Here is a 19,704-nt window from a genome sequence, read left to right as displayed (position 1 = left end):
TGTCGGGGTTTTCGCGTCTGCTCGCCGGATCAGGTGCCGGTCCAGCGCGCCGGGCGCTTCTCCGCGAACGCGATCGCGCCCTCCTTGGCGTCGTTGGACACGAACACCGGGCCCAGGATCTTGCTCTGCTCCTCCCACCGGGACTCCGGGGTCCAGCCGCGGGACTCGACGATGATGCGCTTGGTGGCGGCCACCGCGAGCGGGCCGTTGGCGGCGATCTTCTCGGCCAGCTCGATGGCGGCGTCCAGCGCCTTGCCCGGTTCGGCCAGCACGTTGACCATGCCCAGCGCGTGGGCGCGCTCGGCGGACAGGTTGTCGCCGGTCAGCGCCAGCTCCATCGCGATGGCCGGCGGGATGCGTTCGGGCAGCCGCAGCAGCCCACCGCCGCCGGCGACCAACCCTCGCTTGACCTCCGGGATGCCGAACGCCGCGTCGCGCGAGGCCACGATCAGGTCGGTGGCCAGGGCCAGCTCGGTGCCGCCGGCCAGCGCGTAGCCCTCCACCGCGGCGATGAGCGGCTTGACCGGAGGCCGCTCGGTGAAGCCCATGCCGCGGCCCTCGACGATGGGCACTTCGCCACGCGCGAAGGCCTTGAGGTCCATGCCTGCGCAGAACGAGCCGCCCGCGCCGGTCACGATTCCCACCGACAGGCCGGTGTCGCCGTCGAGCCGGTCCACGGCGTCGGCCAGGCCCCTGGCGACCGCGGCGTTGACCGCGTTCTTGGCCTTGGGCCGGTTGATGGTGATGATCAGGATCCGGTCCCGTTGTTCGACCAGGACTTCGGGTTCGGGGTTGGCGGCCTCTTCGCTCACAGTCACGGTGCTGATGTTAGCGGCCGACCGGAGCGTCACTAGCGGCAGTCGAGAGTCCCGTTACCGAGACCGCGCCTTAGGCCGGCGCCATCGCCGCCTCGACGACCGTCAGCTCCTCGGGAAGGCCTGCGGCCCTTCGTATTTCGATAAAATCGGCGACCATTGCCTCCGTCACCTCATGCGGGTCCTTTAGGGTGGCCCCGTCGGAGAGCACGGAGATGTTGAGCTGGTCGACGTAGCTCCACACGGTGATATTGAGGCCGCTGCCCGCGGTCAGCGGGCCCACCGAATAGATCTCGGTGACCAGCGCGCCGCCGACCCGGCCGCGCTCCCGCGGCCCGGGCACGTTGGAGATGTTCAGGTTGAGGATCTTGTTGTGCCCGTCGCGGCCGGACGCCCACCGGAAGAAGGCCTGGGTGGGTGCGGGCGGCATGTAGGCCGCCCACCGGCTGACCAGCTCGGGCCCCATCAGCTGGTTGCTTTCCTTGGCCGCGATGGCGTTCTCGTGGCTGCAAGCCACCCGCTCCAGCGGGTCGTCGGAGTCGGTCGGCAGGCCGACCAGCACGCCGGTGAACCGGTTGCCGGAGATGCGCTCCGGCGAGAAGTCGAAACTCATCGGTACCGACGCCAGCAGCGGCTCGGCCTGGCCGTCGTAGCGCAGTTGCAGGGTGCGCAGCGCGCCGGTCGCCATGGCGAGAACCATGTCGTTGATCGTCGCCCCGAGCCGCTTGCCGGTCTCCTTGACGTCGGCCAGCGCAAGCGTGGCGGTGGCGAACCTGCGCTCCGCGGTGATCTTGTGGTTCATGAAGGTCGGCGGCGGCTCGAACGGCCGGGTCAGTTCCGGGGACAGCTTGCGTGAGCTGCGGCGCACCCGGCCCAGCCCCTGCGCGGTGTAGCGAATTGTCGCGGGGATGCGCCCGACGTGGCGCAGGTGATCGGCGAACGCCGAACCCATCAGCTGCCGCGGGGTGGGGGCGGGGTCGGAGTGGTACGGGCGGCCCTCCGGCGCCGGCAGGATGTCCATGCCTCGAGCCAGCAGGTTCGCCGAGGCGACGCCGTCGGCGAGCGCGTGGTGGACCTTGCCGACCACCGCGATCCGGTTGTTGGCCAGGCCCTCGACGAAGTACATCTCCCACAGCGGGCGGGAGCGGTCCAGCGGGGTGCTGGCGATCCGCCCGATCGCCTCGTCCAATTCGCGGCGGCCGCCGGGGGCGGGCAGCCGCCACGGCCGGACGTGGTAGTCGAGGTCGACCTCACAGTTCTCCCGCCACATCGGATGGTGGAACTTGAACGGGATTTCGACCAGCTGATAACAGAACGGCTCGAGCTTGTTCAGTCGGCCGGCGAGCACCTGGCGGAAGCCCTCGATGTCGAAGTCACGCCGATCCGGAGCCAGCTCGATGACCGCGGCTTTGATGGTGTGCATGTGCACGTTCGGCGTCTCGCTGTAGAGCAGTACCGCGTCCCAGCCGCTGAGCCTTTTCACAGCCACCCCTTACCCATACGGGGACCTTACTCAGCGGCGGGTCTTTAGATAACCTCTTTCGCGCCGATCTTTTTGGTGCGGTAGATCTGGTTGAGGAACAGCGACGCGGCGTGCGCGGCCGCGCCGGCCCGCTCCCCGTCGATGAGGTCGTATCCGTGGCCCGCGCCGGGCAGTTCCAGGTAGCCGACCATCGAATGCGAGACGGCGCGCAGCCGTTCGACGAAGCCGCGCGCCTGCTCGACGGGGATGACGCTGTCCTTGCTGCCGTGAATCACGAGGAACGGCGGGGCATTTCGATGCACCCGCGCCATCGGCGACGCGTCGCGGAACACCTCGGGGTGCCGCGCGATCGACTTCTTGACGACCACCCGCTCCAGGAAGTCGACGAACCGCACCCGCTCGGGGGTGGAACGGTCCTCCCAGTCGTAGCGGCCGTAGATGCCGACCACCGCGTCCACCGAACTGTCGGCGCCCTCGGGCAGTTCGGTCCGGTGCGCCGGGTCGTCGTGGGTCAGTCCGGCCAGCGCGGACAGGTGCCCACCGGCCGAACAGCCTGCCACCGCAACGAAATTGCGGTCGCCGCCGAACTTGTCGACGTTGGCGCGCGCCCACGCGATGGCCGTCTTGACGTCGGTGATGTGGCGCGGCCAGCGGTGGTGCGGCGCGACGCGGTAGTCGATCGCCAGGCACACCCAGCCCTGCTCGGCCAGCCGGGACATCAGCGCGGAGCCCTGGCCCATGGACCGGCCGTGCACCCACGCGCCGCCGGGCACGAAGATCAGGACCGGCGCGGGTTGCGCGGGCAGGTCCTTGCGCCGCCAGACCTCGAGCACCTGCGCCGGGTGGTCGCCGTAGTGGACGCCGCGGCGGTAGAGGTAGCGGCGCCGGCGCATCGCGTCCCAGATCGGCGGGGTCCGCTCCGCGGTGGGCCACTCGACGTCGAGGTCCGCGGCCGACACGACGCCCCGTAGCGCGGCGATGGAGACCTCCCGGACGCTCTGCGGGTCCGCGACCGGCACCTCGTCGGCGTGGGGCGTCAGCAAGTCCTTGGTCAGCGCGGACAGCGCTTGGGGTGCGTGGCGGGCGCCCCAGACGCTCATCGCGGTCAGCGCGCCCAGCGGTTCCAGGCGCTTTCCGACGACCGGCAGCGAAGCGCTGGCCACGCTCAGGGCCAGCATGTAGTCGGCGGGGCCGGCCCGCAGCAACCACTTAACGCAGGGTGTCATGCGGGGTGCCCTCGCAGTCATGTACGGACTGTACCCCCGGGCGGGCGCCTGAAACTGACGTTTGCGTTAGAGAACGGGCGCCGGTTTGCCGGTGGCACGCCGGCGTGTCACGGCGAGGCGGGCGGCGTACCAGATGGCGCTCACGGCGAACATCGCCGCGGTGAGCAGCAGCCACCTGCCCAGGAACGGCTGCTGGGTTTGCCCGGTGGCCGCCAGATAGGTCGGGGCGCCCTGTTCGATGATGCCCGGCAGGAAGATCAGCAGCGTCAGCCCGGCGCCCAGGGCGGGCACCCGAATGTGGTTGCGGGCGCTGACGTTTGGACGACAGCGTGCCCGCGCGAACAGCACCCGGTCGGCCAGCGCGTAGAGCGGGAAGAGCAACAGGTCGTGGGCGATCACCGCGGCGGCCAGCCAGACGGCGATCGACTGCCACCAGGTGCCGGAATTCCACAGGGTCGCCGGCTTGAAGGTGGCCAGGACGTAGCCCAGCAGCGCGAACCCGGACACCATCGTCAGCAGGTGCAGCGGGCCGGACCCGTAGACCGCCGCGAAACGCCGTGCGAATGACACCATCTCAGATCGGCTCGAACTCGATGGCCGCCACCCACTTGGTGTTGTGCACTCCCGGTAGCGCCGGCACGATGATCCGGGCCGGGTAGCCGTGATCCAGCGACAGGTCGGCGCCGTTGACCCGTAGCGCCAGCAGGGCGTCGGGGTCACGAACCTGGTTGGGCTGCAACGTCGCCTCGCCGAACGCGCCGCCCCGCTGCAGCGACGTCACCCGCGCCGTGCGTGGGACGGGCACGCCGGCGATTCGGGCAAGGTCGGCCAGCCGGACCCCGCTCCAGGTCTGCACGGTCGACCATCCCTCGACGCACGCGATCGGCAGCCGCGCGGTGTGCTGCGCCAGCCCGGCCAGCGCGTCGCGGTCCAGCACCACCACCGTCGCCCCGCTGCGCAGGACCAACCGCCAACTCGCGCCGACGAGTTCCGGCGCGATGCCCGCGGCGACGGCGGTCTTGTTGACCGGGAAGTCGTGGCCCCGGCCGCGCGGCAGCAGCAGGGCGGCGCCGCGGGACGCCCCGCCGAGGGTCTGGCCGGCCGTCAGCACGCCGACCAGCGCCACGCCGGAGCCGACCAGCGCCAGGGCGCCGCGGCGGCTCATCGTCGGCTCGGCCGGGTCGGCCGCCACCAGGCCGTCGGGATCGGGCGCTTCCGGGCGGGTGTCGCTTCGGTTGGTGCGCAACACTTCACGCAGCGACAGCGACCGCAGCCCGGTTATCATGCGCGGGATCTTCAGCGTGATGTGCATCAGAAAACCGGCGATGAAAACCCACGCCCCGAAATAGTGGGCGTCGTAGAAGCTGAAGCCGAAGATGTAGTCGTACTGGATGTTGAGCACCCCGGTGACGATCTCGAACAACACGCCGCCGACCAGCATCAGCAACGACAACCGTTCCAGCGCTTGGGCGATCGAGCGGGCCGGTGGCCACACGAACAGCCGCGGGATCACCGACCACAGCTTGGCCAGCACCACCGGGATGATCACCAGGCCCAGCCCCACGTGCAGGCCCTGAGTCAGCCGGTACAACCACGACGGGCGCGTCGGCCAGTCGAAGATGGGCAGGCGCAGCCAGCCGACGTCGGCGGGGATCGCCTGGCCGAGCCGCGGCCCGTAGGCGATATAGGACAGCAGCCCGGTGAGGATGACGATCGGCAGGACGATCAGCAGCACCAGCCCGAAAACCGACGTCAACCACGGGCCGCGCAGCGGGCTCCGAAATGCTCCCAGCCGCCGCGCGCCCGGCGGCGGGTGCTGGTCGAGCGCGCGCCACAGCCGGGTGGGAAAACCGTACTCGCTCATAGGGCCGCCAGATTCGCGATAACCCGGCCGCCGATCAGCCGGACGCCGGTCAGAGTCAGGCCGACCTGCGCCGCCAGCGTGGCGGCGCTGTCGACACCGACCGTCGCCCAGCGAAACCAGGGCCCCACGTCGCGGTCGGTCTCCAGGCGCACCCAGCGCGGGCGGACGCCGACGGCGTCGGTCTCGAACTCCGCGACGCAGCGCCCGCCGCGACCGAGCAGCTCGGCGGCACGGGCCAGGATCCGCCGCGGGTCGCCGCCGAGGCCGACGTTGCCGTCGACGAGCAATACCGTCTGCCAAGACCCCGTTCCGGGCAGCGGTTCGAACACGTCGCCCAGCAGCGCGGGGGCGCCGCCACGCCCCGCCAAGCGGATGGCCGTCGCCGACCGATCGATGCCGAGCGCGGGGATCCCCCGCTGGATGAGCTTGGCGACCAAGCGCCCCGGCCCGCACCCCAACTCGATCGTCGGTCCGGTACACATCTGCGTCACCGCCTCGTCGAAGACGTCGTCGAAGGCGTCGCGCGACGCGCTGTCGGGACATCGCTCGCCCAGCCACCGATGCGCCGGCAGCGGCCGAACCTCGCCGTCCTCGTGCCGGACCCAACATCTCTCGCCACCGAGCGCCCGATCGTAGAGATGCCCCAGCATGCCACGCCTCTCGCATCGTGCGCGACCGGGCGGCCCGGACGCGCCTCGGCCCCGGTGGGGGATGTGCTCATGAAACCGCATCGCGGGCACGCCGATGTCCACGGGATACGCCAGCGTTTGGATCAACCGGATCGGTACCCCGATCCGCGATCGGCTAACCGCGCGGTTCACACGGGTTATTCGGCGCCGAAACCGGCCCGGATGGGTTTGGGCTAAGACGAACCGGCGTCGAACAGGAACTCGTCCAGCAGCCGGTTCACCCGGGCCGGGTCCTCCAGCGCGGCCAGGTGCGCGACTCCGTCCAGCACGGTGAACGACGCGTCGGGGATCGAGTCCGCCATGGCCCGGGTTTCGGCCACCGGGAAGGTGGCGTCCTCGGCGCCGGCCACGACGAGCACCGGGGCGGTCACGCCGGCCAGCAGGGCGTGCTGGTCCGGCCGGTCGGGGACCACGCTGCGGACCGCCCAGCGCGCCGAATCGATGTCGACGGCGCGCAAGTTCGCGAGGACGGTCTGGACCACCTCCGGGCGGTCGCGCAGGGTCGTCGGACCGAGGAAGCTGCGCACCGCCGCCCGCGTCAGCGGCGGCCGGATGCCGCCCAGCGTGGCCGCCATCCGCAACATGGCCGCATACCGAACCCGTTGGACGACACCGGCTTTCGACGCAGTGCAGTTCATCAAGACGGCGCGGTCGAGGCGGTCGGGATGGCGGGCGGCGAACGTGGCGCCGATCATTCCGCCCCAGGAATTGCCGACGAAGTGAGCCTTGCCGATGCCGAGCCCGTCCAGCAGGTCGACGACGCAGCGCGCGCAGTCGGCGAAGCTGAACGCCGCGCGCAGGGGCGCGCTGCCGCCGTGGCCGGGCGGGTCTACGAGCACCAGGCGGTGGGCCTCACCGAAGGGGGCGGCCTGGCCGGCCCAGAGGTCTCCCGTCATCAGCAGGCTGGGCCACATCAGCACGGCGGGCCCGGTGCCGGGGCTGACCTGGACGCGGATGCTTCCCAGCGCGGTATCGACCAACCGCGACGCCAGCGTGCTCACGCCGCCACGATAGCTACGCCGGGTATGGCACCGCCCCGATTCGCTGCGGTTGATCGCCCGGGCGAACGCAGATCGTGCCGGCGTCGTCGGCGCGCACCTGGTAGGCGGTGACCGGCGCGCCGGCGCTGCCCACCTCTTCGCCCGTCTCCAAGTCGTAGGCGAAGCCGTGCAACGGGCAGACGACGATCCGGCTGTCGGCCAGTCCGTCCGCCAACGGACCACCCCGGTGCGGGCATACGGCGTCCAGGGCCCGCAGCGAGCCGTCCCTGAGGCGGAAGACCGCGATCTGCCGGTCTCCGACCGCGTAGGCGCGGCTTTCGCCGACGGGGATGTCGCCGACCGGGCCCAACCGGATCTCGGTCATCGCACCGGCACCTGCGGCAGCGGGATCAGCGGCAGCGAAGAGCGGAACTGATTGGGCGGGGCCGCTTTTCGGCTCTCGGCCCACGGATCGCGGTAGGAATCCACCGACTTCTGCATGCGCGCGTCGAGCTCGCCCGCGATGCCCTCACCGTCCTCGACCACGATCGAGCGGATCCGCTCGATGCCCACCCTCGGCACGAAGTCGTAGGTTCGTTCCAACCAGTTGGCATTCTCCCGGTAGTACTGCAGGAACCGACCCGTCAACGCGATGACCTCGTCGCAGGTATCCACCGTCGCCAGCAGATCGCCCTTGCGGACGTGTGAGCCGGCCGCGCCGCCCACGTAGATCTGCCATTGCCCACCCTCGATCGCGACGACGCCGACGTCCTTGCACAGGGCCTCTGCGCAGTTGCGAGGACACCCGGTCACCGCCAGCTTCATCTTCGCGGGGCTGGGCAGGCCCTGGAACCTCTCTTCGATCGCGATGCCAAGTGCCGTGGAATCGCCCAGCCCGTAACGGCAGAAGTCACTTCCCACACACGTTTTGACGGTTCGGAAGCTCTTGCCGTACGCGTAGCCGGACGGCATCCCGAGGTCGGCCCACACCGCCGGAAGGTCCTCCTTGCGCACACCGAGCAAATCGATTCGCTGGCCGCCGGTGAGTTTGATCATCGGAATCTGGTATTTGTCCGCCACGTCGGCGATCTTGCGCAGCTGCTCGGAGTTGGTCACCCCACCCTTGAGTTGCGGGACCACCGAGAACGTGCCGTCCCGCTGGATGTTGGCGTGGACCCGGTCGTTGATGTAGCGACTGTCGCGCTCATCGACGAACTCGTCGCCCCACATCATGTCCAGCAACGAGGCGAGCGCCATTTTCGAGCCGGCGTCCTCGCGGCCTTCCGGCGCCAGCGCGGCGAACACCGACGACACCGAGTGCAGCTCGAGCTCGCGGATCAGCCGCATCAACTCCGGTTTCTCATAGGGGATCCCCGGCACGTACCAATTGGCCCGCTCGTCTTCGGAAATCGCGGCGCCGGTTTCGGAGGCGGCCCACTCGACGATCTGCGCGACCAGGCCCTTGCACGAACCGCAACCCTTGCCGGCACGCGTCGCCGCCATCACGCCGGCGAGCGACGTCTGGCCATCATTGACGCAGCGGACGATCGCGGCCTTGCTCACGCCGTTGCAGTTGCACACCTGGGCGTCGTCGGCCAGTTCGGCCGCGCCGGTCGCCGCGTCGGGGGTGCCGATGTCGAACATCAGCGAGATCCGTTCGGGTGGAAGCGGAAGCCCACGGTCGAAGGCCTGCATCAGGAAGGCCACCTTGCTGACGTCGCCCACCAGGGTGGCACCGACCAGTTTGTCGTCGCGAACCACCACGGTCTTGTACACGCCGTGCTTGGGTTCGGAATACTGCACGAATTCGTCGTCGTCGCGCTCGGGTCCCTTCAGACCCATCGCCGCCACGTCGACCCCCGCCACCTTCAGCTTGGTGGCCGTGCGTGAACCATGATATGCGGCACGGGGATTGGCACTCGTCAGGTGATCGGCGAGCACACCGGCCTGCTCCCACAACGGGGCCACGAGCCCGTAAACCTGCCCGCGGTGCTGCGCGCACTCTCCCACCACGTATATGTCGTCGTCGTCGATCGAACGCATCTGGTCGTCGACGACGATAGCGCGTTCGACGGTCAGCCCGGCGCGCTGCGCCAGCCCGACGTTGGGACGGATGCCGGCTGCCATCACCACCATGTCGCACGGCAGCTGGGTGCCGTCGTCGAATTCGATCGCCGACGGCAAGCCGTCCAGGGTGAGCATCCTGACGGTTTTCTTGCCGGTGTGCACCTCGATGCCCAGCGCCTCCACCAGGCGGCGCAGGATGGCGCTGCCCTGGTCGTCGAGTTGGGCGTTCATCAAGGTGGGGCCGCCCTGCACGACGCCGACGTGCAGTCCCCGATTCTGCAGGCCCCGTGCCGCTTCCAATCCCAGCAGCCCGCCGCCGACAACGACCGCCTTGCTTCGGCCCTTGGCGAATTCGATCATCGCCCCGCAGTCGTCGAGGCTGCGGAAGCCGAAAACGCCGCGCGCCAAGGTCTTGTCGTCCTGCCAGATGCCCTCAACGGGCGGGAAGAACGACCTGCTGCCGGTGGCAAGAATCAGCTTGTCGTAGCGGACGGTGGTGCCGTCGTCGGCGTACACCAGGTGCGCGAAGGGGTCGATGCGCACGACGCGCACCCCCGCCCGCAGCTCAATGTTGTTCTGCGCGTACCAGTCCAGCGGATTGAGGTAGATCTCGCCGGCATCGTCGGACCCGGCCAACACGTTGGACAGCAGGATCCGGTTGTAATTCCCGTACGGTTCGTCGCCGAAGACGGTGGTGGCAAACAGTTCATTGCCACCGCGGGCGAGGATCTCCTCCACCGCGCGCGCCCCCGCCATGCCGTTGCCGACGACCACCAGCTTGGCCAGGCCGACCCTATGGCCGTTGGTTTCGGGTTGCACCAATGTAGCCATGGCGACTCAGATCTCCACCAGGCCGATGTCGACGAACACAGTGCCGCTCAGGCCGTCGGGGGCGGCGACGAACACCTCGAGCACGGTGTCGGCGATCAGGTCTTCGACGACCCGGAGCGGCACGTGCACCGCGTCCTTGGCTCCGACGGGGAAGTACCGCATCGGGGCGCCGTCGCGCATCAGGACGATGGTGACCAGCTCGTCGGTGCTGTTCCCGCCGCGGAAATAGACGGGCTGGGTGATGGCCCCGGCCGGCACGGCATAGCGCAGCGACGCGTCCAGCAGGGACGGCGACTCATACCCCTTGCCGTCGAAGGTGAACGCTCCCTGCAGGAATCGAGGGGTGCTGCCATCACTCATGTCTCATCTCCCTTCGGTGAATCGGCTGCGTCTGCACGCGCCACGGCGACCGCGCAGGCTTTGAAGGAGGGCATCCGGGAATGTGGGTCAAGCACCGGATTCGTGAGCCGGTTGATGCTCGCCGCCCCGCCCCAGTGGAAGGGCGCGAAGACGGTGTCCGGGCGGATCCCGGGGTTGGTCCGCGCCGTCATCGCTAACTCGCCCCGGCGGGTCCTCAACCGAACCTTGTCGCCGCTGTTGATACGAAGGCGTCGCGCCAGCGTCGGGTGCAGCTCGGCCATCGGCTCCGGCTCGGCCTCGGCAAGCGCTACAACCCTGCGGGTTTGGGTCCCGGATTGATACTGCCGCAACACGCGGCCCGTCGTTAGGTAGTACGGGAATTCGTCGTCCGGGGATTCGGGCGCCTCCCGTTGCTCGACGGGATGGAAGTGGGCCCGGCGATCCGGCGTCGGGAAGTCCGCGGTGAACAGTCGAGGGGTGTCGGGGTACAGGGGCGACGGGCAGGGCCAGAACACGCCGTCGCCGGTCGCGATCCTTTCGTAGCTGATCCCGCGGTAGTCGGCCTTGCCGCCCTGGCTCGCGCGGGTGAGCTCCTCGAAAACCTCTTGCGGGCCGGCCGAAAAGCCGTGTGCCCCTATTCGCTTCGCGAGGTCGGCCATGACGTCGAGGTCGCCGCGCACCTGTCCGGGCGGCGCGACCGCAGCCCGCCGCAGGATCACGCGGCCTTCCAGGTTGGTCATGGTTCCCGACTCTTCGGCCCACTGCGTCGTCGGAAGCACCACGTCGGCCAGCTCGGCGGTCTCGGACAGGAAGATATCGGACACTACCAGGAAGTCCAGTTCCTTCATCTTGTCCGCGATTTCTAGCGAATTGGGCGCCGAGACAACGATGTTGGAGGCCATGACCCATAGCGCGCGCACGCCGCCGGGCGTGCCGATGCCGTCGAGCAGTTCGTAGGCCGACCGTCCGGACCACGGCAGGTCCGCCGGGTCGATTCCCCACACCCCCGCGACATTGGCGCGCGCGACCGGGTCCTCGAGCTTGCGGTAGCCGGGCAGCTGGTCGCACTTCTGCCCGTGTTCGCGCCCGCCCTGGCCGTTGCCCTGGCCCGTGATCGTCGCGAACCCGCTATGGGGGCGGCCCGGCAGTCCCAGTGCCAGGGCCAGGTTGATGAAGGCCTGCACGGTATCCGTGCCCGAGCTGTGCTGCTCGGCGCCGCGGGCGGTCAGGATCATCGCGCGGTCGGCCGCGGCCAGCATGCGCGCCGCGGCCACGATGTCGCCCTCGGGCACGCCGGTGATCCGTTCGACCCGGTCCGGCCAGTACAGCCGCACCGCGCGGCGCACCGCCTCGAATCCGGTGGTCCGTTCGGCGATGTAGTCGCGATCGATGAGCCCCTCGCGGGCACAGACGTTCAGCATGCCGTTCGCCAGGGCCAGGTCCGTTCCGGGGACGGGCTGCAGATGAAGGTCGGCCCGCGCTGCCGTGGCGGTGCGCCGCGGATCCACCACGATGTGCCTGGCGCCCTTGGCCCGGCCGTCGTCGAAATGCTGCATCGCGGGCGGCATGGTTTCGGCGGGGTTGCCGCCGACGAGCAGGATGGCGTCGGCGTGCGCGATGTCGGCGAGCGGAAACGGCAGCCCGCGGTCGATGCCGAACGAGCGGTTCGACGCCGCTGCCGCCGAGGACATGCAAAACCGGCCGTTGTAGTCGATGGCCGAGGTGCGCAGCGCCACGCGCGCGAACTTGCCGAGCTGGTAGGCCTTTTCGTTGGTCAGGCCGCCGCCGCCGAAACATCCGACCGCGTCGCGGCCGTAATCCCGCTGCGTCGTGTGGAAGGCGGCGACGATCCGTTCCAGCGCCTCATTCCAAGTGGCCGGACGCAGCGCGGCACCACGCTCGTCGCGAACCAATGGGGTGGTCAGCCGGTCCGGGTGCGCCAGCAGCTCGGCCGCGGTCCAGCCTTTCGCGCACAGCCCACCGCGATTGGTCGGGAAGTCCTCCTGCGGCGCGAGCACGACCTGCCCACGCGACGCGTCGAGGGTGATCCCGCACTGCAAAGAGCAGTACGGGCAATGAGTCTTCGTCGGCGCCAACGCCATTGGCGATCACCGCTTAGCTGGTGAGCCGGCACGCATTTGGCCGGCTCGGCTGGATGTACCTCCCATGCCGCCTCCCGATCGGCCGCTTACCGCCGAAGGTACGTCGTCCGTGTTTCCAAGGCATTTCCGCCGATTGTCCGCACGACTACCGCGGGATCACGGGCCCCTGCGCGGCGTGTGCTTTCGGCCCGGCGATACTTGACCGATGCCGAACGACGACGTTCACCCCGACCTGCGCCGCATCGCGCGCCTCGCCCCGCGGCACCTGATCGGCCCCCGCAGCCTGCCGGTGATGCGGGCCATGGGCGGCCTGACGGGGCGCCGCAAAGCCGACGCGGCCGCGGGTGTCGAGGTGATCACGTTGGGATCCGGGGCCGGCGTGCGGCTGTTCCGGCCCGCCGGCGCGACCGAGCCCTCCCCCGCAAGCGGGAGGTGCCCCCACCCCGCGCTGCTGTGGATCCACGGCGGGGGGTACGTGATCGGCACGGCGCAGCAGGACGACTGGGTGTGCCGCCGGTTCAGCTCGAGGCTGGGCATGACCGTCGCGTCGGTGGAGTACCGCCTGGCGCCCGAACATCCGTATCCCGCGGCGCTGGAGGACTGCTATTCGGCGCTAACCTGGCTGGCGGGGCTGCCCGCCGTGGACCGCGACCGGGTGGCGATCGCCGGCGCCAGCGCGGGCGGCGGCCTGGCGGCGGCGCTGGCGCTGCTGGCCCGCGACCGCGGCGAGGTGAGCCCCGCATTCCAGGTGTTGGCGTATCCGATGCTGGACGACCGGAGTTCGGCCACCGGTGCAAGCCCGAACCATCGCCTGTGGAGCACCCGCAGCAACCGGTTCGGCTGGGACGCCTACCTCGGCGGCGCCGACCCGGCGATCGCCGTCCCGGGCCGCCGCGAGGACCTGAACGGGTTGCCGCCGGCGTGGATCGGGGTCGGCACGCACGACCTGTTCCACGACGAGGACCTGGCCTACGCCCGGCGCCTGACCGAAGCGGGGGTGCCGTGCCACGTCGAGGTGGTGCCGGGCGCCTTCCACGGCTTCGACGCGGTGGCACGCAAAGCCCAAGTGTCGCGGCGGTTTTTCGACAGCCAGTGCGAGAGCTTGCGCGCCGCGCTCGTCCCGGCAGCCTGAGCGCGGGTCAAATCGCGAAGTAGACGAGCTCGCCGCCGATCACGGTGGCGGCGACCATGCCGGCGTCCAGCTCGGCCAGCGCGGTGGCCGGCGGCTCGGTCAGCACGCAGAGGTCGCCCGGCTGGCCGGCTTCGACTGACCGCGGCCGGCCCGGGCAGTCGGGGCGGCCCAGGAACATAGTCAAAGCCGTTAGCGCCGAGACACATTCGTTCGCGTTGAGCACAGCACCGCTCGGCGTGGTTCGGTGCACCGCGGCCCGCATCGCGGTCCACGGGTCCCCGTGGCCGAACGGCATGTCGGTGGACAGCGCCACCGGCACGGATGCGTCCAGCAGCGACGCCACCCGCCACAGCTGAGCGTGCTCGGCGGCGGGGACGTCGGCGAGGTATTGGTCGCCGCGCTCGGCGACCAAGTTGGGCTGCGTCACCACGGTGACCCCGAGCTCCGCCAGGTCCGCCAGGTTGTCGTCGGGCACCACGGCGGCGTGCTCGATGCGATCCAGCGGGTGGCTACCGGCGGCGCGCAGGGCCGCGATGGTGACCACCAGTTGGGCCGCCGTGACGCAGTGCACCGCGACGGGGCGGCCGTCGCCGTGCTGGTCGGCGATCCACGCCGTCAGGGCGTCCAGGTCGAGGCGATCGTCCTGCAGGATCTTCTTGCCGGGCGCCAGAAAGCTTGGCCGCGGCCGAAATTCGCCGCGTCGGTGCGCGACCAGCAGCGCGACCATGTCGTCGGCGCCCAGGTCGGGGGTGGCGTCGGTGACACCCGTGACGCCGGTCGCGGTGATGCGGCGGCTGAGCTCGGCCAGGTCGGTTTCGCGCTGCGCCAGCGCGTCCGACCACCCGCGGTCCGCGCTGCGCAGGCGGCCGTCGGGGTGCTCGGGCAGGCCGACCCGGCCCAGCGCCTCGGAATTGAGGATCCACAGCGCGCCGCTGCGGTGCTGGATGCGCACCGGAACGTCGCGCACGACGGCGTCGAGGGCCGCCCGGTCCAGCTCGCCGGCGACGGACTCGTGATACCCAACGGCGCGAATCCACCCGTCCGGGCCCGGGGTCGCATTCGAAAGAAGTTGCGTCAGTTGTTCTTTGGTGCTGACCCCGGGCGGCCCGACGAAGAACGAATCCAGCGCCGACGCGGCCGAGCGCAGGTGCACATGGTGATCGTGCAGTCCCGGCAGCACGGTTCCGCCCCCGGCGTAGAGCACGCCCTCCCCTTCACTGGCGACCAGCCCGTCGCCCACCTCGTCGATCTGCGCGCCGACGCGGATGTCGACCGTCCGGCCATCGAGCAGGGTGGCGCGGTGAATCAGCATGGCAGGCACTGCCTTTCGGAGACCATCCGGCGCACGGCATCGTTGTCGGCGCCGAGGGCGGGCGCCGCGCCGAGGACCGTCGGCGCGCGCGGCGGCGGCGCCGGGTACGGCGCGGTCGACGCTTCGGTCGGTAAGGCCGCGTGCGTCGCGGCGACCGCGGCCATGGACACGTGGATCAACTCGCCGCCGCCTCGGCGCAGCGATTCGAGCACCGCGAGGGCCGCCTCCAGACCGGTCAGCGGGTCGGCGATCGCATCGCCGCAGAACACCGGGCCGTCGGCGGCGGTACCGACCAGGCCGCCGGCCACCGCGGCGTCGTCGCCGAACGCCGGCCTGAGGTCGTCGTATCCGCTGATGCGCAACCAGATTCGGCCCGTTCGCGGCGCGACGTGATCCGGCCCGAGCCCCCGCCGCTGCAGCGCCGCGGGACGCGAGCCCTCGATCACGATGTCGGCGACGCCGAGCAGCTCGCGCAGCTCGCCGGCCTGCCGGTCGAAATCCACACAGTAGGAAAGCTTCTCACCGTTCATCCAGTCGTAGAAGGCGCGGTTGCCCTCCCGGGTGCCGTCCGGGCGGCGCGGGCTCTCCACCTTGACGACGGTCGCCCCGCCGCGCGCCAGGAGCTGCCCGCACAGCGGTCCGGCCCACATCGAGGACAGGTCGGCCACCAGCAGGCCGGCCAACTCGCGCGGGTGCGCCCGGAAGCCCAGGTGCCGCACCTGTGGGGACGCGGCGGCGACCTCACCCAGCGCGGCGGCCGGGATGTCGAGCAACCCCGCCCGCTCCGTAACAGCGGACACCGGACGCGTTGCGGCCCAGCGCTGCAGCGCCGGCCACGGATCGGTGCCCCCCGCTTCGATCTCCAGCAGCGCGGGGACGGCGGCGACGTCGTCGGGGCGCGACAGCGTGATCGCGCACCAGCCATCGCGGGCCGGCAACAGCCGGGTGGCGCCGCCCACCGACACCCGGCCGCGGCGCGTCAACCCGAGCAGTCCGGCCCGCCCGGCCAGCAGGCCGGCCGGGTCGATAGGGACGCCCGTTCGGCGGCGGACGGCCGTGGCCACCTCCTCGGCGCGGGCCAGCACGTTGGCGCGGGAGAAGTCGGGCGGCCCGTCGGGCAGGCCCGTCAGACAGGCCAGCCCGCTGCTACCCCAGCTCGACGAGGGCGAACTCACGCCCCCTATTGTGCGCTCGGCTTGCCGGCGCGACTCAGAAATGCAGCGCGTCGAACCGCCAGTCCAGCACCGGCCGGTCGGGCGCGCCCGGCGCATCGCCGGCCGCGTAGACCAACGACCGCAGCCCCAGCACCCCACCTTGGCCGGTCGGCCGGGCGGTCTCGACGTGCAGCTCGCTGTACAGGGTGTCACCCTCGTGCACCGGGCCGGTGTGATCGCAGGACTGCCAGCCAAGGACCGTCGCCAGGTTGGGCAACAGCCTGCTGGCCTGCGCGAGCGCCAGCCCGATGGTGTGTCCGCCGTACACCAGCCGGCGCCCGCCGACCCGCGAATCGTGATGGGTGGCAGCGATGTTCAGGGTGAGCCGGGCGAGTTCGGGCGCACCGCTGACCACGTCGCCCGTGCTGCGCAGCACCGCGCCCGCAAGGCCGGGGTCGAAATGTGGGCCCGGCACCTTGTCTCGGAACACGTCGGCGTCCCACTGCGCGGTCGGATCGTGGGCCGGCCCGGATATGTCGACGCCGACGGCCGACAGATCGTCGGCGGGCGCGTTCTCGGGATTCCAGCCCGGGCTGGCCGGCAGCATGCCGCACCGGTAGAAGTCGAGGACCAGCCGGTCGGCCTGGTCGATCGTGATCATCCGCAGCGCCGCCATTCCGGTCGGCTCCCGGCCCGGCTTCGGTGAATTGGCCCGCAGCCCAACCACTTCGGTGCGGGTGTAGATGGTGTCGCCGACGACGGGAAACCGGTGGAACACCAGCCCGCGGTAGAACAGGTTGGCCTTGACCCGCTGGGTGGCCAGCGTCGACTGGCCGATCGCGACGTCGCACACCAGCGCCGGGTGGGCCAGCGGCCCCGGCACGCCCGTCACGGCGGTGCTCAGCACCGCATCGCAGGCCAGCCGCAGCCGGTCCCCCACGATCGCCTGGTGCGCGGCCGCCATCCCCGCCGAGAGCGTCATCGCCGGAGCCCAGTCGAAGACCTCGCCGACCGACAGATCGTCGAAGTACGGGCCGCCCTCCCTTACATGCGCAAAAGTCACGGGGCCAATATGGCACACGTGCGCAGTGAGCTGAACGACGACGAGGACATGCTGGTCGCGACGGTGCGCGCGTTCGTCGACCGCGACGTCAAGCCCGGCGTCCGCGAGGTCGAGCACGCCAACACCTACCCCGAAGCGTGGATCGACCAGATGAAGCGGATCGGCATCTACGGCCTGGCCGTCCCCGAAGAGTACGGCGGATCACCGGTGTCGACGCCCTGCTACGTGCGGGTCACCGAGGAGCTGGCCCGCGGCTGGATGAGCCTGGCCGGCGCGATGGGCGGGCACACCGTGGTGGCCAAGCTGCTGACGCTCTTCGGCACCGAGGACCAGAGGCGGGCCTACCTGCCGCCGATGGCCACCGGCGAGCTGCGGGCCACCATGGCGTTGACCGAGCCCGGCGGCGGCTCGGACCTGCAGAACATGACGACGACCGCCGTCGCGGACGGCTCCGGCAATCTGGTCATCAACGGTTCCAAGACCTGGATTTCCAACGCGCGCCGGTCCGGGTTGATCGCGCTGCTGTGCAAGACCGACCCGAACGCCACACCGCGCCACACGGGCATCTCGATCGTGCTCGTCGAGCACGGGCCGGGCCTGACGGTCTCGCGGGACCTGCCCAAGCTGGGCTACAAGGGCGTGGAGTCCTGCGAGCTGTCGTTCGACGACTTCCGCGTACCGGCGTCGGCGGTGCTGGGCGGCCGGGTGGGCGAGGGCTTCGCGCAAATGATGAAGGGGCTCGAGACGGGCCGCATCCAGGTGGCCGCACGCGCCCTGGGCGTGGCGACGGCGGCGCTCGAGGACGCGCTGGCCTACGCGCAGCAGCGGGAAAGCTTCGGGCACCCGATCTGGAAGCATCAGTCGATTGGCAATTACCTGGCGGACATGGCGACCAGGCTCACCGCCGCCCGACAGCTCACCCGCTACGCCGCCGAGCGCTACGACAGCGGCGAACGCGCCGACATGGAGGCCGGAATGGCCAAGCTGTTCGCCTCCGAGACCGCGATGGAGATCGCGCTGAACGCCGTGCGCATCCACGGCGGCTACGGCTACTCGACCGAGTACGACGTCGAACGCTACTTCCGCGACGCCCCGCTGATGATCGTCGGCGAGGGAACCAACGAGATCCAGCGCAACGTGATCGCCGCGCAGCTCGTTGCCCGGGGCGGGATCTGACGCGTACCTCCCGGATTGACGCTCGGGTTTGCTGTATATTTGCCTGACTTCGGCGCCAGCAAAGAGAGGCAGCTGCCATGAGTTATCCCCCAGGGCCCTATGAGGGTTCCCCAGAATGGCAGGGCCAGCAGCCGCCGGCGTGGCAGGGCCAGCCGCCACCGCCGCCGCCCGGATACCCGGTGCCGCAGCCGGGTTGGCCGGCCCAGCGCGAGCCGGACAACTATCTCGTCTGGGCGATCCTGGTGACGGTGCTGTGCTGCCTGCCGTTCGGGATCGTCTCGATCGTGTACTCCACCAAGGTGTCCGGGCTGTGGACCCAGGGTCGGTACGCCGAGGCGCAGTCCGCGGCCGACAGCGCGAAGAAGTGGGCCATCATCGGCGCGATCGCGGGCGTGGCCGCCTTCGTCATCATCGGCATCCTGTACGCCTTCGTCTTCGCGGTGGCCGTCTCGAACCTCCCGTCCACGACCACCACCACCTATTCGGGCTTCTGAGCTTTGACGCCTTGGGCGCCAACGTAAGTCGCGTCAACCAGCCCCCACTCCCGGGCTGTCTCGGCGCCGATCGTCCGGCCGGACAGCACCAGGTACGCCGTGCGCCAGCGCCCGATCCGCCGGGCGATGCTGACGGTCCCGCCGGCACCGGGGATCAGGCCCAGGCCCAATTCGGGTAGCCCGAACACCGAATCGTCGCGCGCCTCAATCCATCCGCAGAACGCCGCCATCTCCAGCCCGCTGCCCATCACCCGGCCGTGCACCCGGGCGCGGCAGGACGGCCCGAGCCGCGCGGTCAGCGCGTCGAGGGCCAGCGCGGGGCTGTGTCGGGTGCGGGCCAGGTGCGCGCTCGCCGGGTCGGCGAAGGTGCCGAATTCCGCGAGGTCTCCACCGCTGCCGAACGATGGGCCGTTGCCGCTCAACACGATCCCGGTCACCGACGGGTCCAGCAGCGCGACGGTCAGCGCCTCGAGCAGCGCGGCCCGCGCATCGGTGGAGAACGCGTTGTGGCGCTGCGGCCGGTTCAAGGTGATCCGCAGGGTGTCGCCGTCGCGCCGCGCGAGCACCGGCTCGGCGATCTCGGGCACGCGGGCCGGGCCGCGTTCGGCCAGCCACCGCGCGAACTCCGGGCCGGCCTGCAGGGTGGAGTAGGCCAGCGATTCGGTCACCACCCCGGCCAGCGTCGGGCCGCCGGGGTCGATCGCGCGCAGCACGTCGTCGCACACCGCGCTGGCGTGCGGCCAGCGCTCACAGCGCTCGGTGAGCTCGGCCAGGGCATCGGGCACCGAGTCGACGACGACGACCCTGCGATCGTCACACGATTCTTCGGTCAGCGTGAACGTGGCGCGATCGAGCCAATATTCGTCGGCGTCCGCGATCGGCCCAACGGCGACCTGCACACCGGGCAGCGCATCGCCATCGGGCTGCGGCGGCCCGCTCAGACCAACGACGCGCAG

18 protein-coding genes are annotated in these 19,704 nt (G+C 70.6%); 3 read left to right on the top strand and 15 right to left on the bottom strand.

From position 1 onward, the window contains the following. Positions 1-29: 29 nt before the first annotated feature. The 11 genes from AC5Y5E_RS10080 to AC5Y5E_RS10030 all read right to left on the bottom strand — a co-directional run bounded on the left by AC5Y5E_RS10080 (position 30) and on the right by AC5Y5E_RS10030 (position 12,417). Positions 30-812 carry a crotonase/enoyl-CoA hydratase family protein gene (locus AC5Y5E_RS10080; RefSeq protein WP_499903277.1) on the bottom strand — a complete coding sequence of 261 codons (783 nt, stop codon included), beginning with the start codon at positions 810-812 and terminating at the stop codon, positions 30-32. A gap of 76 nt (positions 813-888) precedes the next feature. Continuing rightward, positions 889-2,298, bottom strand: a complete 1,410-nt coding sequence (locus tag AC5Y5E_RS10075) for a WS/DGAT/MGAT family O-acyltransferase (protein ID WP_499902846.1) — start codon at positions 2,296-2,298, stop codon at positions 889-891. A 44-nt stretch (positions 2,299-2,342) separates the two neighbouring features. Continuing rightward, positions 2,343-3,545 carry an alpha/beta hydrolase fold domain-containing protein gene (locus tag AC5Y5E_RS10070; RefSeq protein WP_499902845.1) on the bottom strand — a complete coding sequence of 401 codons (1,203 nt, stop codon included), beginning with the start codon at positions 3,543-3,545 and terminating at the stop codon, positions 2,343-2,345. 45 nt (positions 3,546-3,590) lie between these two features. Further along, on the bottom strand, positions 3,591-4,097 hold the full coding sequence (locus AC5Y5E_RS10065) for a hypothetical protein (protein ID WP_499902844.1): 507 nt from the start codon (positions 4,095-4,097) through the stop codon (positions 3,591-3,593). 1 nt (position 4,098) lies between these two features. Next, a complete protein-coding gene (locus AC5Y5E_RS10060; protein WP_499902843.1) occupies positions 4,099-5,388 on the bottom strand; it encodes a molybdopterin-dependent oxidoreductase in 1,290 nt (429 codons plus the stop codon). Continuing rightward, positions 5,385-6,038: a methyltransferase domain-containing protein gene (locus AC5Y5E_RS10055; RefSeq protein WP_499902842.1), complete on the bottom strand. Its 654-nt coding sequence runs from the start codon at positions 6,036-6,038 to the stop codon at positions 5,385-5,387. The genes AC5Y5E_RS10060 and AC5Y5E_RS10055 overlap by 4 nt, the downstream gene beginning before the upstream one ends. A gap of 212 nt (positions 6,039-6,250) precedes the next feature. Next, a complete protein-coding gene (locus AC5Y5E_RS10050) occupies positions 6,251-6,991 on the bottom strand; it encodes an alpha/beta fold hydrolase (protein ID WP_499903276.1) in 741 nt (246 codons plus the stop codon). A 100-nt stretch (positions 6,992-7,091) separates the two neighbouring features. Beyond that, positions 7,092-7,442, bottom strand: a complete 351-nt coding sequence (locus tag AC5Y5E_RS10045) for a Rieske (2Fe-2S) protein (protein WP_499902841.1) — start codon at positions 7,440-7,442, stop codon at positions 7,092-7,094. Beyond that, positions 7,439-9,955: a nitrite reductase large subunit NirB gene (gene nirB, locus AC5Y5E_RS10040; RefSeq protein WP_499902839.1), complete on the bottom strand. Its 2,517-nt coding sequence runs from the start codon at positions 9,953-9,955 to the stop codon at positions 7,439-7,441. Before nirB ends, AC5Y5E_RS10045 begins: the two co-directional genes overlap by 4 nt. Positions 9,956-9,961: 6 nt before the next feature. Further along, the gene (locus tag AC5Y5E_RS10035; protein WP_499902837.1) at positions 9,962-10,315 is read right to left on the bottom strand and encodes a molybdopterin oxidoreductase; all 354 of its coding nucleotides are present in this window, start codon (positions 10,313-10,315) and stop codon (positions 9,962-9,964) included. Beyond that, entirely contained in the window at positions 10,312-12,417 is a 2,106-nt protein-coding gene (locus tag AC5Y5E_RS10030; RefSeq protein ID WP_499902836.1) for a molybdopterin oxidoreductase family protein, read from the bottom strand. Before AC5Y5E_RS10030 ends, AC5Y5E_RS10035 begins: the two co-directional genes overlap by 4 nt. 205 nt (positions 12,418-12,622) lie before the next feature. Between AC5Y5E_RS10030 and AC5Y5E_RS10025 the strand changes: the two genes are divergently transcribed. Next, complete coding sequence (locus AC5Y5E_RS10025) at positions 12,623-13,549, top strand: alpha/beta hydrolase (protein ID WP_499902835.1); 927 nt, start codon at positions 12,623-12,625, stop codon at positions 13,547-13,549. Positions 13,550-13,556: 7 nt separating this feature from the next. Here the strand turns inward: AC5Y5E_RS10025 and AC5Y5E_RS10020 are convergent, their stop codons facing one another. From AC5Y5E_RS10020 to AC5Y5E_RS10010, 3 genes are read right to left on the bottom strand one after another with little or no spacing between them, the layout of a single operon-like run. Then, positions 13,557-14,861 (bottom strand): amidohydrolase family protein, encoded by a 1,305-nt coding sequence (locus tag AC5Y5E_RS10020; protein ID WP_499902834.1) that lies wholly within the window; start codon positions 14,859-14,861, stop codon positions 13,557-13,559. Then, positions 14,855-16,036, bottom strand: coding sequence for a CoA transferase (locus tag AC5Y5E_RS10015; protein ID WP_499902833.1), 1,182 nt, complete (start codon positions 16,034-16,036; stop codon positions 14,855-14,857). Before AC5Y5E_RS10015 ends, AC5Y5E_RS10020 begins: the two co-directional genes overlap by 7 nt. A 34-nt stretch (positions 16,037-16,070) precedes the next feature. Further along, positions 16,071-17,078, bottom strand: coding sequence for a MaoC family dehydratase (locus tag AC5Y5E_RS10010; protein ID WP_499902832.1), 1,008 nt, complete (start codon positions 17,076-17,078; stop codon positions 16,071-16,073). 9 nt (positions 17,079-17,087) lie between these two features. Here AC5Y5E_RS10010 and AC5Y5E_RS10005 point away from each other — a divergent pair, with 9 nt between their 5' ends. Together AC5Y5E_RS10005 and AC5Y5E_RS10000 are read left to right on the top strand one after the other, a co-directional pair. Beyond that, on the top strand, positions 17,088-18,254 hold the full coding sequence (locus AC5Y5E_RS10005) for an acyl-CoA dehydrogenase family protein (protein ID WP_499902831.1): 1,167 nt from the start codon (positions 17,088-17,090) through the stop codon (positions 18,252-18,254). A gap of 77 nt (positions 18,255-18,331) precedes the next feature. After that, positions 18,332-18,748, top strand: coding sequence for a CD225/dispanin family protein (locus AC5Y5E_RS10000; protein ID WP_499902830.1), 417 nt, complete (start codon positions 18,332-18,334; stop codon positions 18,746-18,748). Here the strand turns inward: AC5Y5E_RS10000 and AC5Y5E_RS09995 are convergent. Beyond that, positions 18,733-19,704: an enoyl-CoA hydratase/isomerase family protein gene (locus tag AC5Y5E_RS09995; protein ID WP_499903275.1), complete on the bottom strand. Its 972-nt coding sequence runs from the start codon at positions 19,702-19,704 to the stop codon at positions 18,733-18,735. The genes AC5Y5E_RS10000 and AC5Y5E_RS09995 overlap by 16 nt on opposite strands.

It is taken from the genome of Mycobacterium sp. NGS54, from assembly GCF_059812465.1.
This window is presented reverse-complemented; position numbering and strand designations above follow the sequence as displayed.